The 18,117-nt window shown below is 61.3% G+C and carries 14 protein-coding genes; 5 read left to right on the top strand and 9 right to left on the bottom strand.

Annotated features, from left to right (window positions below; all coding sequences use genetic code 11):
- The first annotated feature begins 2 nt into the window (after window positions 1–2).
- Both HKK52_RS20805 and HKK52_RS20800 read left to right on the top strand, forming a co-directional pair.
- Entirely contained in the window at window positions 3–1,340 is a 1,338-nt protein-coding gene (locus HKK52_RS20805) for a dihydroorotase (RefSeq protein ID WP_169372385.1), read from the top strand.
- Between the two features lie 26 nt (window positions 1,341–1,366).
- A complete protein-coding gene (locus HKK52_RS20800; protein WP_169372384.1) occupies window positions 1,367–2,260 on the top strand; it encodes a His/Gly/Thr/Pro-type tRNA ligase C-terminal domain-containing protein in 894 nt (297 codons plus the stop codon).
- 75 nt (window positions 2,261–2,335) lie between these two features.
- Here HKK52_RS20800 and HKK52_RS20795 read toward each other — a convergent pair whose 3' ends face one another.
- A complete protein-coding gene (locus HKK52_RS20795; RefSeq protein WP_169372383.1) occupies window positions 2,336–2,857 on the bottom strand; it encodes a DUF3617 domain-containing protein in 522 nt (173 codons plus the stop codon).
- A 131-nt stretch (window positions 2,858–2,988) separates the two neighbouring features.
- Between HKK52_RS20795 and cls the strand changes: the two genes are divergently transcribed.
- Window positions 2,989–4,428 carry a cardiolipin synthase gene (cls, locus tag HKK52_RS20790; RefSeq protein WP_169372382.1) on the top strand — a complete coding sequence of 480 codons (1,440 nt, stop codon included), beginning with the start codon at window positions 2,989–2,991 and terminating at the stop codon, window positions 4,426–4,428.
- On the opposite strand, the gene cfaB is transcribed toward cls, so the two are convergent.
- The 5 genes from cfaB to hflK (HKK52_RS20765) all read right to left on the bottom strand — a co-directional run bounded on the left by cfaB (window position 4,425) and on the right by hflK (HKK52_RS20765) (window position 11,796).
- The gene (gene cfaB, locus HKK52_RS20785) at window positions 4,425–5,609 is read right to left on the bottom strand and encodes a C17 cyclopropane fatty acid synthase CfaB (protein ID WP_169372381.1); all 1,185 of its coding nucleotides are present in this window, start codon (window positions 5,607–5,609) and stop codon (window positions 4,425–4,427) included. The two genes, cls and cfaB, sit on opposite strands and share 4 nt — an antisense overlap.
- Before the next feature lie 226 nt (window positions 5,610–5,835).
- A complete protein-coding gene (locus HKK52_RS20780; RefSeq protein WP_169372380.1) occupies window positions 5,836–7,746 on the bottom strand; it encodes a heavy metal translocating P-type ATPase in 1,911 nt (636 codons plus the stop codon).
- Window positions 7,743–8,801, bottom strand: coding sequence for a protease modulator HflK (gene hflK / locus HKK52_RS20775; RefSeq protein ID WP_169372379.1), 1,059 nt, complete (start codon window positions 8,799–8,801; stop codon window positions 7,743–7,745). The genes HKK52_RS20780 and hflK (HKK52_RS20775) overlap by 4 nt, the downstream gene beginning before the upstream one ends.
- Window positions 8,798–9,838: a protease modulator HflC gene (gene hflC / locus HKK52_RS20770; protein WP_169372378.1), complete on the bottom strand. Its 1,041-nt coding sequence runs from the start codon at window positions 9,836–9,838 to the stop codon at window positions 8,798–8,800. Before hflC ends, hflK (HKK52_RS20775) begins: the two co-directional genes overlap by 4 nt.
- A complete protein-coding gene (gene hflK / locus HKK52_RS20765; protein WP_169374270.1) occupies window positions 9,835–11,796 on the bottom strand; it encodes a protease modulator HflK in 1,962 nt (653 codons plus the stop codon). Before hflK (HKK52_RS20765) ends, hflC begins: the two co-directional genes overlap by 4 nt.
- A 224-nt stretch (window positions 11,797–12,020) precedes the next feature.
- On the opposite strand from hflK (HKK52_RS20765), the gene lpdA reads away from it, so the two are divergent.
- On the top strand, window positions 12,021–13,421 hold the full coding sequence (lpdA, locus tag HKK52_RS20760) for a dihydrolipoyl dehydrogenase (RefSeq protein ID WP_169372377.1): 1,401 nt from the start codon (window positions 12,021–12,023) through the stop codon (window positions 13,419–13,421).
- Window positions 13,422–13,464: 43 nt separating this feature from the next.
- On the opposite strand, the gene HKK52_RS20755 is transcribed toward lpdA, so the two are convergent.
- Complete coding sequence (locus HKK52_RS20755) at window positions 13,465–13,941, bottom strand: Lrp/AsnC family transcriptional regulator (RefSeq protein WP_169372376.1); 477 nt, start codon at window positions 13,939–13,941, stop codon at window positions 13,465–13,467.
- Between the two features lie 145 nt (window positions 13,942–14,086).
- Between HKK52_RS20755 and HKK52_RS20750 the strand changes: the two genes are divergently transcribed.
- Window positions 14,087–14,716, top strand: coding sequence for a LysE family translocator (locus HKK52_RS20750; protein ID WP_169372375.1), 630 nt, complete (start codon window positions 14,087–14,089; stop codon window positions 14,714–14,716).
- A 3-nt stretch (window positions 14,717–14,719) separates the two neighbouring features.
- On the opposite strand, the gene HKK52_RS20745 is transcribed toward HKK52_RS20750, so the two are convergent.
- Complete coding sequence (locus tag HKK52_RS20745) at window positions 14,720–16,861, bottom strand: hypothetical protein (protein ID WP_169372374.1); 2,142 nt, start codon at window positions 16,859–16,861, stop codon at window positions 14,720–14,722.
- Window positions 16,848–18,044, bottom strand: coding sequence for a DUF3142 domain-containing protein (locus HKK52_RS20740; RefSeq protein WP_169372373.1), 1,197 nt, complete (start codon window positions 18,042–18,044; stop codon window positions 16,848–16,850). Before HKK52_RS20740 ends, HKK52_RS20745 begins: the two co-directional genes overlap by 14 nt.
- Between the last annotated feature and the right edge of the window lie 73 nt (window positions 18,045–18,117).

The raw sequence follows: 18,117 nt of genomic DNA, 5'->3' as shown, positions 1-18,117 counted from the left end.
CCATGAGCAGCGTGCTGATTCGCAATGCCCGGTTGGTGAACGAAGGTCGCGCTTTCGATGGCGATCTGCTGGTGAGCAATGGTCGTATCGTCAAGATCGCCGGCAGCATTGAAGGCGAGAAGGCGAACGTGGAAATCGATGCCCGAGGTCAGTGGCTGCTGCCAGGCATGATCGACGACCAGGTGCATTTCCGTGATCCGGGGGCGCCGGACAAAGGCAGTTTCTACACCGAATCCCGAGCCGCAGTGGCCGGTGGCATTACCAGTTTCATGGACATGCCCAACACCAATCCCGCCACCCTGACGCTTGAAGCGCTGGTCGATAAAAAGCGCCGGGCGGCCATCAACTCCGTGGCCAATTACGGCTTTCACTTTGGTGTGAGCAACGACAACCTCGACACGGTTGCCGCGCTTAATCCTTGCGAAGTCGCCGGGGTGAAGGTGTTCATGGGCGCGTCCACCGGCAACATGCTGGTGGACGATCCGCGGATTCTCGAGCGGCTGTTCGCCGAAGTGCCGACGATCCTGTTGGCCCACTGCGAACACACGCCCAGCATCGACGCCAACGCGGCCACCCTGCGAGCGCTGTACGGTGAAAACATTACGGCCGAAGCCCATCCATTGATCCGCAACGCTGAGGCCTGCTTTCGCTCCTCCTCAATGGCCGTGGACCTGGCCAAACGTCACGGCACCCGCCTGCACGTTTTGCACCTGACCACGGCGCTGGAACTGGCGTTGTTCGAAGACAAACCACTGAGCCAGAAACCCATCACGGCCGAAGTCTGCCTGCACCATTTACTGTTCGATGATCGCGATTACCCGAGCCTCGGCAACCTGATCAAGTGCAACCCTGCGATCAAGTCCCGGACCGACCGCGATGCTTTACGCCAGGCTTTGTTAAGCAACCGATTGGATGTGATCGGCAGCGATCATGCGCCCCACACCTGGGCCGAAAAACAACGGCCGTACAACCAGGCGCCGTCCGGTCTGCCGCTGGTGCAACACGCCCTCCCCGCACTGTTGGAACTGGTGGCGGATGAAGTGCTGCCCATCACTACCCTCGTGGCCAAGACCAGTCACCGGGTTGCCGATCTGTTCGCCATTCCCGATCGCGGCTATCTGCGTGAAGGCTATTGGGCCGACCTGGTGCTGATCAAACCCGAGCCCGACGGTGTCGCCGTGTCCCAGCAACCGATCCTTTCGCAGTGCGGCTGGACGCCCTTCGCCCAGCAGCGTTTTCGTCACAGCGTCAGCACCACGCTGGTGTCGGGGCAAATTGCCTGGCACGCCAATCGTCTACATGACAGCTGCCAGGGTCTGCCCCTGCGCTTCATGCGCTAACCACCCAAGCCCCGAGAACAGCGATCATGATCCACATCACCCTGCCCGACGGCTCTTTGCGTGAATACGATCAACCACTGTCGGTCTATGAACTGGCGGCGAGTATCGGGCTCGCACTAGCCAAAGCGGCTGTGGCCGGGCGAGTGGACGGGGTGTTGGTGGACTGTGGGTTCATAATCCAGGGCGATGCGCGGGTCAGTATTGTCACGCCTCAGGAGCCGGATGGGCTGGAGATACTGCGCCGCTCCTGTGCGCTGATGCTGGCCATGGCGGTCAAGCAGCTCCATCCCAGCGTCCTGTTGCTCAAGGGCTCGGCAATGGGCGACGGGTTCTTTTATGAGTTTGCGTTGCAGCGGATGTTAACGGTGGCTGACCTGACGCCGATCGAGGCGCGGATGCGCACGCTGGCGGCGACCAACCACTCCATTCGACAGCGGCCATTATCCGCAACCGAACAGCATTCGGTGTACTGCCTCGGCGACGGCGAGTACTTGTCCAAGGGACCGCACGTTCCTGCCACCAGAGTGCTGCAAGCCTTTACCCTGGATCATGTCGGCGGCACGTCGCTGCAACGGATATACGGCACTTGCTGGCCCAGCCAGGAAGAGTTGCAGCATTGGCGCGCACCACCGCACGTGATGGTCGTGAACATTGATGAGCACCAGATCGATTACACCCAATCGGTGACTGAACAGCTGCGACGCAGCGGGGTGCGCGCCCATGCGGATCTGCGTAACGAGAAGATCGGCCACAAGATTCGCCTGCACAGTGAACGCAACGTGCCCTATCTGTTAGTCGTCGGAGCGAAGGAAAAGGACGGCGGGTTTGTCAGTGTGCGCAGTTGTGGCGGGGAGGATTTTGGGCGGATGCGGATTGATGAGGTGTGCGGGTTTTTACATCCGAAAGATTGTGGGGTTTGAGCTGACGCTTTCGCGGGCAAGCCTCGCTCCTACAGACGGTGATCTCCGTAGGAGCGAGTCTTGCCCGCGAAGCTTTTAAGCTCTTGGCTTAACAGTCCCGCAATCCTGCCCCAGCCAAACCGCACGGGTATCCAGACTGCCCTTCTGCTGAATCCCGGTCGCATTGAACGTGCCGTTGACCTTGGTGGTGAACTCACGATCACTGAGGAACGTAGCCACACCCGCACCTTGCGCTTTCGGGCAGCTGAAGCGGAATTTCCACTGGTTGCCGGTGCGGTCAGTGATTTCCTGCTTGCAGCCCGATTGCGGATCCGTCAGCGGAATATTATCGGAGGCGACTTGAGCCTGCGTCAGGCACGCACGAATTCCTTTGCCGCCCATGGTGATGCCCTGCTTTTCCAGTTGCGCCCGTTGTTCCGGGGTCATCTGGCTTTGCAACTGGCCGAGGATCAGTTGCAGATCCGGCAGGTTTTGGTTATCGACCTGCATGTTGCTCGTGGTCAATTCCCACAGACCCGGCTGCAGCATCTGCGCCTGAGCAGCCACGGGGAGGGACAAACCAAGGGCCATGGCCAAACCCAGCAGACGAACGTTCATCGAGTAACTCCTGATCAATAGTGGCCGTTAGACGTCAGCCATGTGCTTCGGTTCATGGGCCAATTAAATAGCGACATTCTGCACGGAACATGGTCTTTTACGTATTGAATCTTCAGGAGCAAGGTTGCCCCATGGATTATTTTGGACCGCATGTTTTCGGTTATCTGATCGCACTATTGCACTCGCTGGGCCTGATTGCCGCCATTCACGCCGTGCTGACCGTTCGGACCGCCCAAGGCTCGATCGCCTGGGCCCTGTCGTTGCTGTTCATTCCCTACCTGACACTCATTCCTTACCTGGTCTTCGGCCGTAGTACCTTCGATGGCTACATCAACGCGCGGCGCCAGGCCAACGAAGAAATGCGCAAGGCCATCTCCGAGCTGAACTGGCGTCCCTGGGTCGAAGAAGCCCTGACCGCCCGCGCTTCCAATGCCTACGCCTCCTTGAGAGCGATGCCGAAACTGGGGCGCATGCCGTGCCTGGCGAACAATGAAGTGCGCCTGCTGATCAACGGCACGGCCACCTTCGAAGCGATTTTCGAAGCCATCAGCAACGCGAAGGAAGCAGTGCTGATCCAGTTCTTCATCATCCACGACGACCGCCTCGGCCAGCGTCTGCAAACCCTGCTGCTGAAAAAAGCCGCCGAAGGTGTGGCGGTTTATCTACTTTACGACCGCATCGGCAGCCACTCGTTGCCCCACAGCTACGTGCAGCCATTGCGTGACGCCGGCGTCGAGGTCAAAGCCTTCGCCACCCGCAGCGGCTGGCTCAACCGCTTCCAGGTCAACTTCCGTAATCACCGCAAGATCGTGGTGGTGGACGGTGTGCTCGGTTTTGTCGGCGGGCACAACGTCGGCGACGAATACATGGGCGAGAAACCACCCCTGGCGCCGTGGCGCGATACCCACGTGCAAGTGCGCGGGCCGGTGGTGGCGTGCATGCAGGAATCCTTTGCCGAAGACTGGTTCTGGGCCGCGCGCTCACTGCCGCCGTTGATCCTGCCGGACGTTTACCCGGACGACGGCGTACTGTGCCAATTACTCGCCAGCGGTCCGGCGGATTCCTACGAAACCTGTTCACTGTTCTTCGTCGAAGCCATCCATGCCGCGACGGAACGGGTGTGGATCACCAGCCCTTATTTCATCCCGGACGAAGCCGTTTTCGCTGCCTTACGCCTGGCGGTGCTACGCGGCGTCGATGTGCGATTGCTGCTGCCGTCACGACCGGATCACCGCATCGTCTACGCCGCGTCCAGCCTCTACGCTTTCGAAGCCGTGCGCGCAGGCGTGCGCGTGTTCCGTTACGAACCCGGATTCCTGCATCAGAAAGTGGTGTTGATCGACAGTGAGATCAGCGCCATCGGCAGCGCCAACCTGGACAACCGTTCATTCCGGCTGAATTTCGAAGTGATGTTGCTGACCGTCGACAGCGCGTTTGCCGCCGAGGTGGAGCAGATGCTCAACGATGACTTCGCCCAGGCCCATGAGATCGCCAAAGAAGAAAGCCGGGAGACCCACCGCCTGCAACAGATCGGCATGCGGGTCGCCCGGCTTATATCCCCGATACTTTAAGGGGTGTAGATGTCGTCGCGGGTCCAGGGCAGTTCATGGCTGCCATCCGGATGCGCTTTGACCGCGAGAATCTGGTGCAGGTTGATCCAGCCCTTGGCGAACGCATAAGCGCAGCCGGCCAGGTACAGTCGCCAGATCCGCAGCGCCTGTTGCGGCACCTCTTTGGCGGCGGCTTCCAGGTTGTCTTCCAGGCGTTCGCTCCAGTGGTCGAGGGTGCGTGCGTAATGCAGGCGCAGGCTCTCGACATCGACGATCTCCAGCCCGGCTTCGCTGATCTCGGCAGAGATCATCGACAGGTGCGGCAGCTCGCCGTTGGGGAACACATATTTCTCGATGAAATCGCCGGCACCGCGTCCCACCGGACGGCCATCGGTGTATTTGGCGGTGATCCCGTGATTCATCACCAGACCGCCCTCCTTCACCGCGCCGAACAGGATTTTGCAGTACTCGGCCAGGTTCGCATGACCGACGTGTTCAAACATGCCGACGCTGACCACCTTGTCGAAACGACCGTCCTGGGGCAAATCGCGGTAGTCGAGCAGTTGCAGCTCAATCAAATCCTCCAGGCCTTCTTCTTTAACCCGTTCCCGGGCCAGGGCCAGTTGCTCTTTACTCAGGGTGATCCCGAACACTTTCGCGCCAAATTCCCGGGCCGCATACCGCGCCAAACCGCCCCAGCCGCAACCGACATCCAGCAGGTACTCGCCCGGTTGCAGCCGCAACTTGCGGCACAAGTGCCGGAATTTAGCTTGCTGGGCTTGCTCCAGCGTTTCACTGCCGGTCTCGAAATAGGCGCAGGAATACGCCATGTCGCTGTCGAGCCACAACTGATAAAACGCATTGGAAAGGTCGTAGTGGTAGGAAATCGCCTTGGCGTCGGTTTCCTTGTCGTGGACGAGGCGAACCGGTTGACTGTCGGCGTCACCCAGCAATGCCTGGCTCCACTCATCGCAGACGCGGATCACATCGCTGATGGAGCCTTCCAGCTCAAGTTTGCCTTCGACAAACGCCGCTCCTAGCGCATCAAGGCTTGGATGGGTTAACTGGGAAACCATTTGTGGGTCCTTTACCACAATGGTGACGCTGGGCGTCGGGCCCAGATTGAATTCATGGCCGTCCCAGAGTCGCAGGCGAAGCGGTAACTGCAGATTCTGTAACGCCGGTGGAAGTTGCGCGAGCATGGAAAATCCCCCTTATTTCAGACGTCTGATGTGAGGGTAGACCATCCTAGAAAAATAGCTGGCTATCGATTTAATAGCCTTTTTCTATATAGCTCGCGACGCTTCAACCCGCCGTCGTGACTCTGAAAAACAATGGTCCACACCTAGATGACTACGCAGTGAGCACACAGTTCTAAAAAGTTTATGTCGACGATATCTCCCGGTTTAGAGCGTTCGCTACCGTATATCAGGCTTCATCTTTCAATTTGAGTAACGGCTCCTGAAATCGCAACAAACGCCCGGCGTTGCCCAAGACCAACAGCGTGCTCAAATTGTGCAGCAACGCGGCAATCATCGCCCCCGCTGCGCCGAGCCAGCCGAATGCGGCGAAGGCGACAATCGCCAGGGTCCAACCCAGGCCGATGATTACATTGACCTGCAACGTCTGGCGGCATTGGCGACTCAAGCGCACGCAGGTGCCGAGCCGCCGCAGGTCACTGCCGATCAACACGATGTCCGCAGACGCCAGCGCAATGTCTGCCCCACCGGCGCCCATCGCCACGCCGACGACGCCGGCCTTCAGCGCCAGGGAGTCGTTGATGCCATCGCCGACCACCATCGGCCGGAAGCCGTTACCGATTTCCATCATCACCCGATTGAGTTTGTCTTCCGGCAAAGCCTGGGCTTCAACATCGCTGATACCGACATCCCGGGCCAGGGTATGCGCAACGCTTTGCCGATCCCCCGTGAGCAGCAACTGCCGTCCCAAACCGAGCTCGCGCAATTCATTCAAGGCAAAGCGTGCTTCCGGTTTGATGGTATCGGCCAGCAACAGCCAGGCGAGGAATTCACCGTTCAATGCCAATCCGGCAATCGGCCCGTCATGTTCCGGAACGGCCGAAGTGACAATACCCAATTGCGCGAACAGTTCGGGTCGCCCGAGCGCCGCCTCGCCCTGCTCGGTCATCGCCACCACGCCCAAACCCTGGCGCTCGTGAATGTCCGAGAGCAGCAGGAAATGCTCCTGAGTGACCAGGCTGGCCAACGCGCGACTGACCGGGTGACTGCTCGCCGAGCCAAGACTGGCAGCCAGTTTGAGGACGTGACTGCGGTCCTCCAACGGACTGTCGATGGATTGCAGGCGCAACGTGCCGAAGGTCAGCGTCCCGGTTTTATCCACCACCAGTGACGTCAGGTCCGCCAGCTCTTCGAGGAACGCCGAGCTGCGAATCAGGATCCCGTGACGCGCCGCCACCGCGACCCCGGCAATCGCCGTGGCCGGTGCCGACAACACCAGCGCACAGGGGCAAGCGGCGACCAACACCGCGAGCATCGCCTGAGCATCATTGGTGACGAACCAGGTTACCGCCGCCAGCAACAACACCAGCACCATGTAGCTGCCGGCGTATCGCTCGAGCAAACGGGTGATCGGCGGCTTGGAACGCTCGGCGCTTTGCATTAGCGCGATGACTTTGCCGAGGGTCGATTCGTTGCCAGTACGGGTCACTTCAATGCGCAGTAGGCCATCGAGGTTGATCGCGCCGCCGAATACAGTCATGCCGACCACCGCTTCCAACGGCACTGACTCACCAGTGATCGATGCCGTGTCGAGACTCGCTTGACCGGACAACACGCGGCCATCCGCCGGCACTCGATCACCGGCGCGCACCTCAACGAGGTCGCCAGCCTTGAGTGTGCCGTTATCGACTTCGATGATCACGCCATCAGCCTGAACCTTGCGCGCATGGCTGCGGGTCAGTTTGCCGAGGGCATGAATCGCTTCCTGGGAACCGATCACACTGCGCTCCTCCAGCACGTGGCCGAAGATCATGATGATCGGCAGCAACGCGGCGGTCAGCAAATCACCAGTGGCCCAAGCACCGAGCATCGCCAAGGCAATCAACTGATCGGTGATCCCGTGCAGGCTCGGATATCGCAAGCTGTACCAGGCCGAGCGCATCACCGGCACGGCCACCAGGATCGATGCAAAACCCAGCAGCAATTGGCTGACGCCGGTTTGCTCCGGCGACATCCAGCGCCAGATCAGACCTAGTGCGAGCAAGCCCAGAGCAAGCATGGCCAGGGTCAGTTGGCGCGCGGCGCTGCGTTGCTCGGCCGAGGACAACATGCTCGGTGCGGCGGCGGTGTGGGCGGTCATTGTGCAGCTCCCTGAATGATCAGGCGGGAATCGTCTTTCGGATCGACCGTGGTTACCGAGCCGGCCTGGCCGAGAATTTTCGGCATCCGCTCACGGTAAATGCGCAGCAGCATTTGTGGGTCAGTGCCCTGCTGTTGCGCGTTAGCCAGGCTCAATACTGTCGCGGTATCCGCCGAGGCTTTGGCCAGCCGTTCACTGGCTTGGGCGTGTGCAACTTGCAGCGCTCGGTCGGCTTGTTCGTTGGCGGCTTGGGTGAGTTTCTCGGCGTCGGTGCGAGCGTTAGCCACGGCTTTGTCGGCCTGCTGACTGGCGGTGAGTACGGCGTTGAATGCGTTGACCGCAGGGCCGGGCAGACTCGATTGCACATCGACTCGCGCGACTTCGATGCCGATCCCCTGCCCGGTCGCGGTCAATTCGGCGAGGCGTTGGTTGATGCCTTGCACCAGATCACCGCGCAGGCGTTCACGACGTTCGGCGGCTTTGTTACCGGCGCCGATCAGCTCGGGACGGGCCACTAGAATGGTGTCCAGATCTCGCGCAGCCGTGAGCGCCACAGCGCTGCGCGTGACCAGACGATCCAGCGCCGGCAGTACATGTTCACCTTGCAGCACGAAGTCGTACGGCGCAGTGACTTTATAAAACACCCGCACATCCAGTTGCACCACACCGGCATCACCGGTCAACAAATAACCGGAGCCGGCGAGCGCATCACTGAGCGGCGTGGCAAATGTCGCCACGCGATCCGCCTGCAACGCCACATCACTTCGCAGCAGATTTTCCACTCGACGCTCAATGACGCGATCCGCTGCCGGCAACAAAATCACCTGCTCAAATGGGCGCGGCCACGCCAACAACAGACCGGCATTTTGAATGCGATCCAGCGCACCAAAGTGCAAAACCACGGCGCGATTCTGCGGATCAATCTGCCGCACATTGGAGAATGCCCAAGCCAAAGCAGCCAGCACTGTGACCGCGTAAAGCGCCAAAAAAGCCAGACGCCCGGCCTGGATCCAGGGACTGCTTAACTCATTTGTTCCACGTGGAACCAAATTCATGGCTGCGACCCGGACTTGTTTTCGAGGCTCGGCGGACCGTCAACCAATACGCGGAACGGCGCGGCATCGGTGCGCAGAATCAATTTGGTGCCCGGTGAAACAATCGTGCCCAAGGTGTCGAGGGAGCGCAGCAGGTTGTAGAGCTGCGGCGATCCGGCATAGGCACGGCCGTAAATTTGCGCAGCTTCGACGCGGGATTGCGCTTCAATGTCGGCGGCTTTTACCGTGGCATCAGCCTGCACGATTCGCGCATCACGCTCGGCGGCGGAACGGATTTGCGCCGCTTCACGTTTGCCGATAGCCGTGCGTTCGGTGGCGATTGTTTCACGCTCGGCGCGCATGCGATCGACGGTGGCGGTGAGCGTTACCGATGGCAGCGTAAGACGTTCGATGCCAACTTGCAGTACGCGCACGCCATAAGTGGTGAGCAACTGCTGATCGATCTGCTGGCGCAACTGCGCTTCGAAATCGGCGATGTGCACTTGATTGGCATCGGTGTTCACCAGGTTCGCCAGGTCAAAACTGCTGGCGGTGGTTTCCAGCGCCGAACCGACGAAGGTGCGAATCTGCCGCGCCGCTTCATCCGGCTGGTTCTGCACGGCGCGCATAAAGCGCTGCACGTTGTCCGGATCACCCTGCACCTGCCACGCCACGTACGCCTGAACGATGATGCGCAAACCGTCCCGCGTGCCGACATCCTGCAAACCGCTGGACGTGGTTCGCAAGCGCAGGTCCACGGGAATCGCCGCTTCAAACGGCGCCGGCCAACGCCAGCCCAGGCCCGGCTCCAGCAATACCCGCGACGGATTGCCAAAACGGGTAATCACCGTGGCCTCCCCCGACCGCACTTGCACCAGGCTTGCCGCCGCGACGGCGAACGCCACCAGCAACGCCGCCCAGCCCATGCGTCGCCACGGAAATGGACCGGCTTCTTGTGGATCGCCATGGTGGTGATGGTGATGACCGTGGTGATGCCCGCCATGGCCGTGATCGTGGCCAGTGTGGTCATCGTGATCGTGAGTGTGGGACTGGCTCAATGGGTGGCTCCTGGCTGAGCGGTGTTACGCGGCGACGCGGGGTCAGCCGGCAGCGTGAACGTACGCAGGTCAATGGTCGGCGCATTGCTGCTGCCGCCCAGGCGATGATCGAGCACCAGTAGCTTGGCGTTCGCCAGGCCCTGGGTCAGTTGACTGAAATATTGCTCCAGCACAAAGGCCTGGCCAGCGCTGGCGTAAGCCTTGCGCTCGGCGCTGAAGCGCAGGTCCGATGCCTGCGCGGTCGCGTTGATTTCACGGGCATTGGCGGTGGCTTGATCGTGGGCGATGCTGGCCTGCAACTGCGCCTGATTGGTCGCCTCCGCCGCCGCACCGCGTTCACGGGAAATCAACGCCTGGGCGCCAATCTGCGCAGCCTGCACACCGTGATAGGCATTGGCAGCACCGGCCGGTGGATGAATCGCTTCGACCACGGTGGCGAGAATTTCCACGCCGCTGTCGAGTTTTTGCAGGTCCGTTTGTACGGCGCGACCGATCTCTTCGCCCAGCCCTACCCTGTCCTCGCCGAGCAAACCATCAAGCGTTCGCGAAGCAAAATCGTGCACTAGAATCCGGCTGGCGGTGCTGCGAATCAGCGTCGGCACATCAGCGCTGTTGTAGGTCGCGGCCAACGCATCCTTATCGCTGAGGCCAATGCGATAGACGAAACGCACGTCCATGTTGACGATCTGGAAGCTCTGTTTGTCGGCACGACTGCTGGCGATGACTTGGGATTTATCGTTCACATGACTGGCATCCCACAAGCGATTGGCAATCGCCGGGGCCGGACCTTCTGCCGGTTCGGTCACCACGGGTGCGGTGGCTTCACTGCTGGTGGCCAACTCATGGACCACGCCGTTCTCGACGCTCAGCACCCGACCCCACGGCCATGGCAAACCCGCATGCAAACCTGGGCCGAACACCTTGACCGGCTTACCGAAACGTTCATAGATCCCCCGTCCTTGCAGCGGTATTTCGTGAATACCGGTCAGCGCCCAACCGACAATCGCCACCACCGCCAGCACCGGAAAAAACGCCCGGCGCATGTAGGTGAAGGCCCAGATTTGTCGCAAGTCGATGCCGAAGCGGTTATGCAATTCATGCTGCAACGCCAGCAAGGGTTGCGGCGGCCAGCGCAGCATGTCGGCGACGAAGCTGCGCGCCAGCAATGACGGCTCAAGTTGTTCACGTTGCGGACTGAACAGCGACAGCACCGCGCGCAACAACAGTTCGACGGCCACCAACCCCGGCAGTAAACCAATCAGCACCGCCAGACGTACGGGCCAGACTGAGGCGTCATTGCCGAACAGCAGGCACAGCGCGCTCAGTACCAAACAAATAATCGCAACACGTGTGAGCTGCGCCAACGCCCCGGCCTCGGGCCATTCGGCGGTGTTTTCCTGGGCCAGTTGACGCTCCAGCACCAGCAAACCAAACGCCAGCAGCAGCGACAGCGCCGCGCCAATGCTGGCGGATAAACCCAGCGTGTCCGGCGTCAGCCCCAGGTTCCAGAACTGTTCGATGCTGAACAACGTCAACAACGCCCATCCCGCCAGCCAAAACGTCGGCGCACCAATCTGCGCCAGCATGTGCAGCCAACGCTGACTGAGCCGATCCAGCCATCGTTCGTACCAGCCCACCGGTGCGACCATTTCTTCGTCGACGACGACCGGCACCGACACGCTCGGATGCATCGCCTGCGCGCGCCATTGAGTTACCCACCACGCCGATTGCAGCCCAGCGACCAGCACCAGCAAACCGGCGCTCTGACTCACCAGCAGCGCAGCCCATAGCGACTGCGGCGCAAACAGCCCGGTGAAAAACGCCAGCAACAGCCCTACCGCCGCCACGGCGCTCAGGCCGATTGCGTACTGACGCAGCCGTCGCCCGTGAAACAGCGCTTGCTGAAAGCGCGGCAACCCGGCTACTTGCGTTCCATCGACATCAAGATCGACTTGCATACCACCCCAGTGTTTATCGTTGCTGACGTCGAACCCCGTCACATCTCGTTACCTTATAACGAAAGTGGTGAAATTTTCGTTCTAAATAGCTGTATCTAAAAGCGCGCAACCTGTCGATTAGCTGAAGCCTTGACCGAAATACCGCGCAACGCACATATTACGCTCGTAATTTTTATCAACAGCTACGGTTATCGATCCGGTCCCTTCACTCCAGGAGTAACAGCATGAGCACCTATGACATCGTGATTCTGGGCGGAGGCCCGGGCGGTTATAACGCGGCGATTCGCGCCGGCCAGTTGGGCCTCAAAGCCGCTTGCGTCGAAGGCCGCGTCACCCTCGGCGGCACCTGCCTGAACGTCGGCTGCATGCCGTCCAAGGCGCTGCTGCACGCCTCTGAACTGTATGACGCAGCCATGGGCGCGGAATTTGCCAACCTGGGGATCGAGGTCAAACCGACCCTTAACCTCGCGCAAATGATGAAGCAGAAAGATGAAAGCGTTGCCGGGCTGACCAAGGGCATCGAGTTTCTGTTTCGCAAGAACAAAGTCGACTGGATCAAAGGCTGGGGCCATATCGACGGGCCGGGCAAGGTCACTGTCACCGACAGCCAGGGTGCCAAGACCGAGCTGAGCGCCAAGGACATCATCATCGCCACCGGCTCGGAGCCCACTCCCCTGCCCGGCGTGGACATCGATAACCAACGCATTCTCGACTCCACCGGCGCGCTTTCCCTGGCTGAAGTGCCGAAGCATCTGGTGGTGATCGGCGCCGGGGTGATCGGCCTGGAGCTGGGTTCGGTCTGGCGGCGCCTGGGCGCGCAGGTGACGGTGGTCGAGTTTCTCGACCGGATCTGCCCCGGTGTCGACGGCGAGGCCGGTAAAACCCTGCAGCGCTCGCTGGCCAAGCAAGGCATCAGCTTCAAGTTGAGTTCGAAAGTCACCAGCGCCACCACCTCGGCCAACGGCGTGCAGCTCAGCGTCGAACCCGCCGCCGGGGGCACCGCCGAGTTGCTCGAAGCGGATTACGTGCTGGTGGCCATCGGGCGCCGGCCTTACACCCAAGGCCTGGGGCTGGAGAACGTCGGCCTCGCCACCGACAAACGCGGCATGCTCGCCAACAAAGGGCACCGTACCGAGGCGGCTGGCATTTGGGTGATCGGCGACGTCACGTCCGGGCCGATGCTCGCGCACAAGGCCGAAGACGAAGCCATGGCCTGCGTCGAGCAAATCGTCGGCAAGGCCGGCGAGGTCAATTACGACCTGATCCCCAACGTGATCTACACCAAACCGGAGCTGGCCAGCGTCGGCAAGACCGAAGAACAGCTCAAGGCCGAGGGCCGCGCCTACAAGGTGGGCAAGTTCCCGTTCACCGCCAACAGCCGGGCGAAGATCAATCACGAGACCGAAGGCTTCGCCAAAGTGCTGGCCGATGAGCGCACCGATGAAATCCTCGGCGTGCACCTGGTCGGCCCGAGCGTCAGTGAAATGATCGGCGAATATTGCGTGGCCATGGAGTTCAGCGCCTCCGCCGAGGACATTGCCCTGACCTGCCATCCGCACCCGACCCGCTCCGAGGCGTTGCGCCAGGCGGCGATGAATGTGGAGGGGATGGCGACGCAGATGTAATTTTTCGCAGATGATCGTTCCCACGCTCCGCGTGGGAACGATCCTAGCTCGCGGGTAAATGTTCTAAAGGCAACGCCCCTGGCGTCTTCACCGTGTGAATCGCAAAGTTGCTGCGGATATCACTCACCCCGGGCAACTTCAGCAACCGCCCGGTGAGGAACCGGTCATAGGCGCGCAGGTCCGGCACCACCACTTGCAGCAGAAAGTCCGATTCCCCGGACACCAGAAACGCCGAAATCACCTCCGGCAGCGCCGTCACCGCCTCGCGAAACGCGTCCGCCTGTTCATCGTTGTGCCGTTCGACCTTGACCCCGACAAACACCGTCAGCCCCAGCCCCACTTCGTCGCGATCGAGGTTGGCTTGATAGCCGCGAATCACCCCAGCCTCTTCGAGCATCCGCACTCGGCGCAAGCACGGTGAAGCCGACAAACCGATCTCATCCGCCAATTGCACATTGCTCAGGCGCCCGTCCCGTTGCAGAGCGGCGAGGATCTTGCGGTCGTAGGCGTCCAGTTTCATGGTTTGGCAGATTCCGATAGTCAGTGCGTCATAACGTGGCAGGTTATGCCAATCCAAACGGTTTTAGAAGCGAACTACGCAAGCACCTGCCCTGCCCTCCCGCCCTAGACTGACCCTACCAAATCGACAACGAATGGGGTGCAACGTGGCGGGACTCTGGCTGTTTTTCATGGCGCTGGCAGTGGTGTATCTGTTGCCCGGGCCGGACATGATCCTGCTGCTGCAAACCGGTGCCCGCCAGGGCAAAGGCGCGGCGCTGGCCACGGCGATTGGCCTGGGGATTGCGCGGGGTTGTCATGTGGCGTTGGCGGCGCTGGGGCTGGCGGCGCTGTTCAAAGCGGCGCCCTGGACGTTTGATGTGGTGCGCCTGGCCGGGGCCGCGTACCTGTTGTGGATCGGCATTCAATGCCTGCGCAGCACGATGCTGCCGAACCTGAATGGCGCTGGCACTACGGCCGAAAAACCACGCTGGCGCGAATCGATCCAGCGCGGTTTGCTGACCAACCTGCTCAACCCCAAGGCGTTGCTGTTCTGCTCGGTGTTGCTGCCGCAGTTCATCAATCCCCAGGCAGGGCCGGTGCTCGCGCAGTTCGCTACCCTTGGCGTGATGCTGGTCGGCGTTGGCTTGCTGTTCGACAGCGCCTACGCACTGGTCGGCGCCGCGCTGGGCCGCTGGCTGCAACGCAGTCCATCGGCCCAACGGGTCCAGCAATGGCTGTTCGGCAGCCTGTTGATCGGCTTCGCGGTGAGGCTGACCTTTGTTCAACAGGCTTGAACGTTACTGCGCCTTACGGCGACGGCGGTTGATCAGCAACAAGGCCGCCGCCACCACGATCACCACTGCGCCAATCTGCACCGGCTTCTTGTACGGCCGCAGCGTCGAACGCACGGAATCCGTGGCCTGGGTCACGTAGCGTTTGCTGGCGTTTTGAAAGTCCGGAGAAGGGCACTGATGGCCAAAGTCTGCGGCCCAGGTCACGTAAGGGCCTTCCTTGACGTAGCGTTGATAGAACGCGCTTTGCTCCTCAAGACTGGAATTCCACCCCGACGCCGCGCACAGCACTGCGGCGAAAGCCTGACTGGTGTGGGGTAAATTGTCGGCGGCGCGACTGGCCAAGGCCGTGGCGACGAATCGGTAGTGAAAGCGCACGTCTGGCTGAGCCGCGCTGGCCTGTTGGCGCTGGACTTCGCCCTCGGACACTAGCGGTCCGACTTTGAGCTCGGCAGTCTCCAGGCTGTAGTTACCGCCGAACAAACTGGCGTAATCCGGCGACATCTCATAGCCGAGGATCTCCATCCCCCACTCCCGCGCCAAGGCACCGGCGTTGAACAACGCGGCGGCCCGAGTGGTGGGCCACCAGGCAGCGTCGGCCTCTTGACGTAACTGTGCGTAGGCCTTGGCCTTGTTCTGCAGATCGACGTTGTCGAAGTAGCCCGGCGCTTCGTCGTAACGCTCCTCACGCAACAACCGCCGCCCGAGCAAATCGCGCAGGCTCGCGGCCACCGGCAACGGCACATAGTTGTCGCGTTCCGCCTGGGTCTGCGGCGGTACGGCCGGCACTTGCGTGTCGACGTAATGCTTGAGTTCATCCACGGTCAGCACTCGCTCGGCAACGGTGGCCGCATCGAGCCAGTAGATGCCCTTGCTGCGATAGAGCTGATCGAAGGCTTGCAGGTAATCACCGCGCTGCAAGGCGAGGATCGCGCTCTCACCCTCGACCCGGCATTTGGGCTGGACGATGATGCCTTCAAAATCCCAATCAGGCGTGGGCCGCTCGCCCCAGGATTCATTCTGCGGGAACGCCTGGGCCGCTTTCGCATAGGCTGCGGTGGCCGCGGTTTTGTCGCCCTCGCGCAGCGCCAGTTTGGCCCGCACCCACCAGGCCAGGCCGCCGTCGCCGGCGTGTTCGACGAAGGCCTTGGCGCTGGCGTAGTCGCCCTGTTGATAATTCAGGGCGGCCAGGCGATCGGCATTGTCGAGGCTGCCGCGGGTGCTGCCTTGCAGCAATTGAATGAGCTTTTTCTCGCCCGGCGGTTGTTCACCAAATGACCAGCCAACGCGACTGAGCAACGACGCAGTGACCAATTGCTGCACGGTTTTGCCTTTGAGCAACGCAGTCAATTCAGCATCGGGCAATGCCGTGAGTTCGCCCATCAACTGCTTGAGCGAGGCGTAACCCACCGCCGAACCGTGGATGTTTTGCGTGGCATAGAGTTCGATCGCGCGGTTCCAGTCACCCGCGGTGCGCACGACTCGCGCTTCTTCGCCGAGACTGGCGACGCCCAGTTCCAGCGGATCGCTGAAGCCATCGATGCTCAGCTGGCGAGTCTGCTCGAAGGCTTTTTGCGCCTGGGCCAACAGATCTGGCTCGGCGTCTGCCTCAGCACTCATTTCATACAGCGCCCGACCCAATGAATACGCCGCCCAAGTGCTGCGCAACGGCCGTTGCTCCGCCGGCAGGGCCAGCACTTTCTGGAAATACTCGGCAGCGACCTGATGATCCCCGGCGTTGAACGCCACGGCGCCTGCCAGGTACAGCCGCAGATCAACCGGCAGGCTCGCGCCCTGAACTTCCACCTGATGCGCATCGGTCAGGCTGCGCAACTGCTTGACCAGCGCCTGTTGTTCAGCGCTCAAACCGGTTTGCTCGGCGTTGTCCCGTTGCGCGGTGTAGGACGGCGTCTCGCCGTAGCCGTTGTCCGGGGTGTTAGTGGCGGTCGTGACATTTTTCAGCCCGGCGATGGCATGCCCGAGGCGATTGATCTCGAATTTGAAGTTACCTTCCGGCAACTCCGCCAGTGACTCGGCCCGGTCATCCAGCAGGCGCATCGGGAAATCCGGCCCGCAGGCCAGCGCCGAACCCAGCGGCAAACCCAGGCTCAGGCAGAGCAGATGGCGGGGCCAGTTACGGGTGAACATTCGAAGCTCCTTGATCAATATGAGTGCAGCGTGCCCAACCGATAGCGCGTTGTCCGCCGGCGGCAATTCGACCGTCGCGCAGCCGGGTGAAGGTAAGCAGATCCGGGCTTTGTTGCAACGCATAACCGGCCAGCGCATCGGCGCCGTCACAGCCTTGCACCGCCAGTGTCAGGCGTTCGGGCCAGGCATTGTCGAGATTGCCCTGGTTGGTGACGGCGATGTCATAGAGGCCGCCCTGTTCGGAGAGTTGCAGGCGCAGGCGACTGTCGAGGGCATCGCCGCGGGCCACGGCGCCGAGGGTGGTCAGGCTCCAGGCACGGCGATCACCAGCCAACGGCAGGCGGAACCAGATCAGCCCGGCGAGGTGCGGCGGCGGATCGTTGCGCAAGTCCAGGGCCAGCGTGCTCAATTGCAGCGGATCGGCCAACAGCTCCCGGCGCTCACCACCGCGTTCGATGGGCACTTCGCTTTCCACGACCGGTGCGCCGCTGGCCCCCGGCAACAACGCCACACCATAGGCCGGCAGGGCCAGATAGAACGGTTTAACCGTAACGCGGCCCCAGGCCTTGGCCCATTGCCGGGCCTGATCCGCGTCGAACAAACCCCGACGCGGATCACTGACCGCATGCACCTGCAAGACGCTGCTATCGACTGTCGCCAACAACCCGGGCAGTTCCGGGCTGTCGAGCCAGGCCGGCAACGCGGTGATGCCCAGCGGTAAGGAGGCTGGCAGTGCGGCGCGCAGCTGCGTGAGGAAGGCTCGATAGGCCGGCAGTCGAGCGTTGCCGGCATCGTGGTCGATTTCCACGCCGGCCACGGTCAAGCCTTGGGTTTGCCAGTCGCCAAGCACTTGCCGGACTTGCGCAATGACCTCGTCCTGATCCAGCGCCTTGAGCTGGCCATCCAGGCGAATCACCGCAATCAGCGGCCGCGCATCCTGTTTGAGCAACGCCGGATCGATCCGCGCCCGCTTCCAGCCTTCCTTGGGAAAAGCCTGCAACGCCAGCACGCGTAAGGTCGAGAAATCGGCACGACTGTCCCGCAGTGCGGCTTCGTGGGCCGGGGTCCATTGCCGTTGCCAGACATAGAGTTGTTGATCGAGTGGCGCGGCGTTGTGTTGCTCACAACTGTTCAGCAACAACATCGCAGCCAGCAGGGCCGAGAGGCGAACGAAAAACGACATGAAATCCCTGACCCTTACAAAACAGGGCTACAGGGTAATGCAGTCTCAGGTCAGACAGATAACCTGTGGCATG

Source organism: Pseudomonas sp. ADAK2, from assembly GCF_012935755.1.
GTDB lineage: Bacteria > Pseudomonadota > Gammaproteobacteria > Pseudomonadales > Pseudomonadaceae > Aquipseudomonas.
The sequence above is the reverse complement of the archived record's forward strand: the minus strand, read 5'-3'. Positions and strand labels throughout refer to the sequence as shown.

Excerpts from the sequence above, each read along its gene's own strand:
- HKK52_RS20805 (WP_169372385.1), top strand. The coding sequence starts at position 3 with ATGAGCAGCGTGCTGATTCGCAATGCCCGGTTGGTGAACGAAGGTCGC.
- HKK52_RS20800 (WP_169372384.1), top strand. The coding sequence starts at position 1,367 with ATGATCCACATCACCCTGCCCGACGGCTCTTTGCGTGAATACGATCAA.
- HKK52_RS20795 (WP_169372383.1), bottom strand. The coding sequence starts at position 2,857 with ATGAACGTTCGTCTGCTGGGTTTGGCCATGGCCCTTGGTTTGTCCCTC.
- cls (WP_169372382.1), top strand. The coding sequence starts at position 2,989 with ATGGATTATTTTGGACCGCATGTTTTCGGTTATCTGATCGCACTATTG.
- cfaB (WP_169372381.1), bottom strand. The coding sequence starts at position 5,609 with ATGCTCGCGCAACTTCCACCGGCGTTACAGAATCTGCAGTTACCGCTT.
- HKK52_RS20780 (WP_169372380.1), bottom strand. The coding sequence starts at position 7,746 with ATGACCGCCCACACCGCCGCCGCACCGAGCATGTTGTCCTCGGCCGAG.
- hflK (WP_169372379.1), bottom strand. The coding sequence starts at position 8,801 with ATGAATTTGGTTCCACGTGGAACAAATGAGTTAAGCAGTCCCTGGATC.
- hflK (WP_169374270.1), bottom strand. The coding sequence starts at position 11,796 with ATGCAAGTCGATCTTGATGTCGATGGAACGCAAGTAGCCGGGTTGCCG.
- lpdA (WP_169372377.1), top strand. The coding sequence starts at position 12,021 with ATGAGCACCTATGACATCGTGATTCTGGGCGGAGGCCCGGGCGGTTAT.
- HKK52_RS20755 (WP_169372376.1), bottom strand. The coding sequence starts at position 13,941 with ATGAAACTGGACGCCTACGACCGCAAGATCCTCGCCGCTCTGCAACGG.
- HKK52_RS20745 (WP_169372374.1), bottom strand. The coding sequence starts at position 16,861 with ATGTTCACCCGTAACTGGCCCCGCCATCTGCTCTGCCTGAGCCTGGGT.
- HKK52_RS20740 (WP_169372373.1), bottom strand. The coding sequence starts at position 18,044 with ATGTCGTTTTTCGTTCGCCTCTCGGCCCTGCTGGCTGCGATGTTGTTG.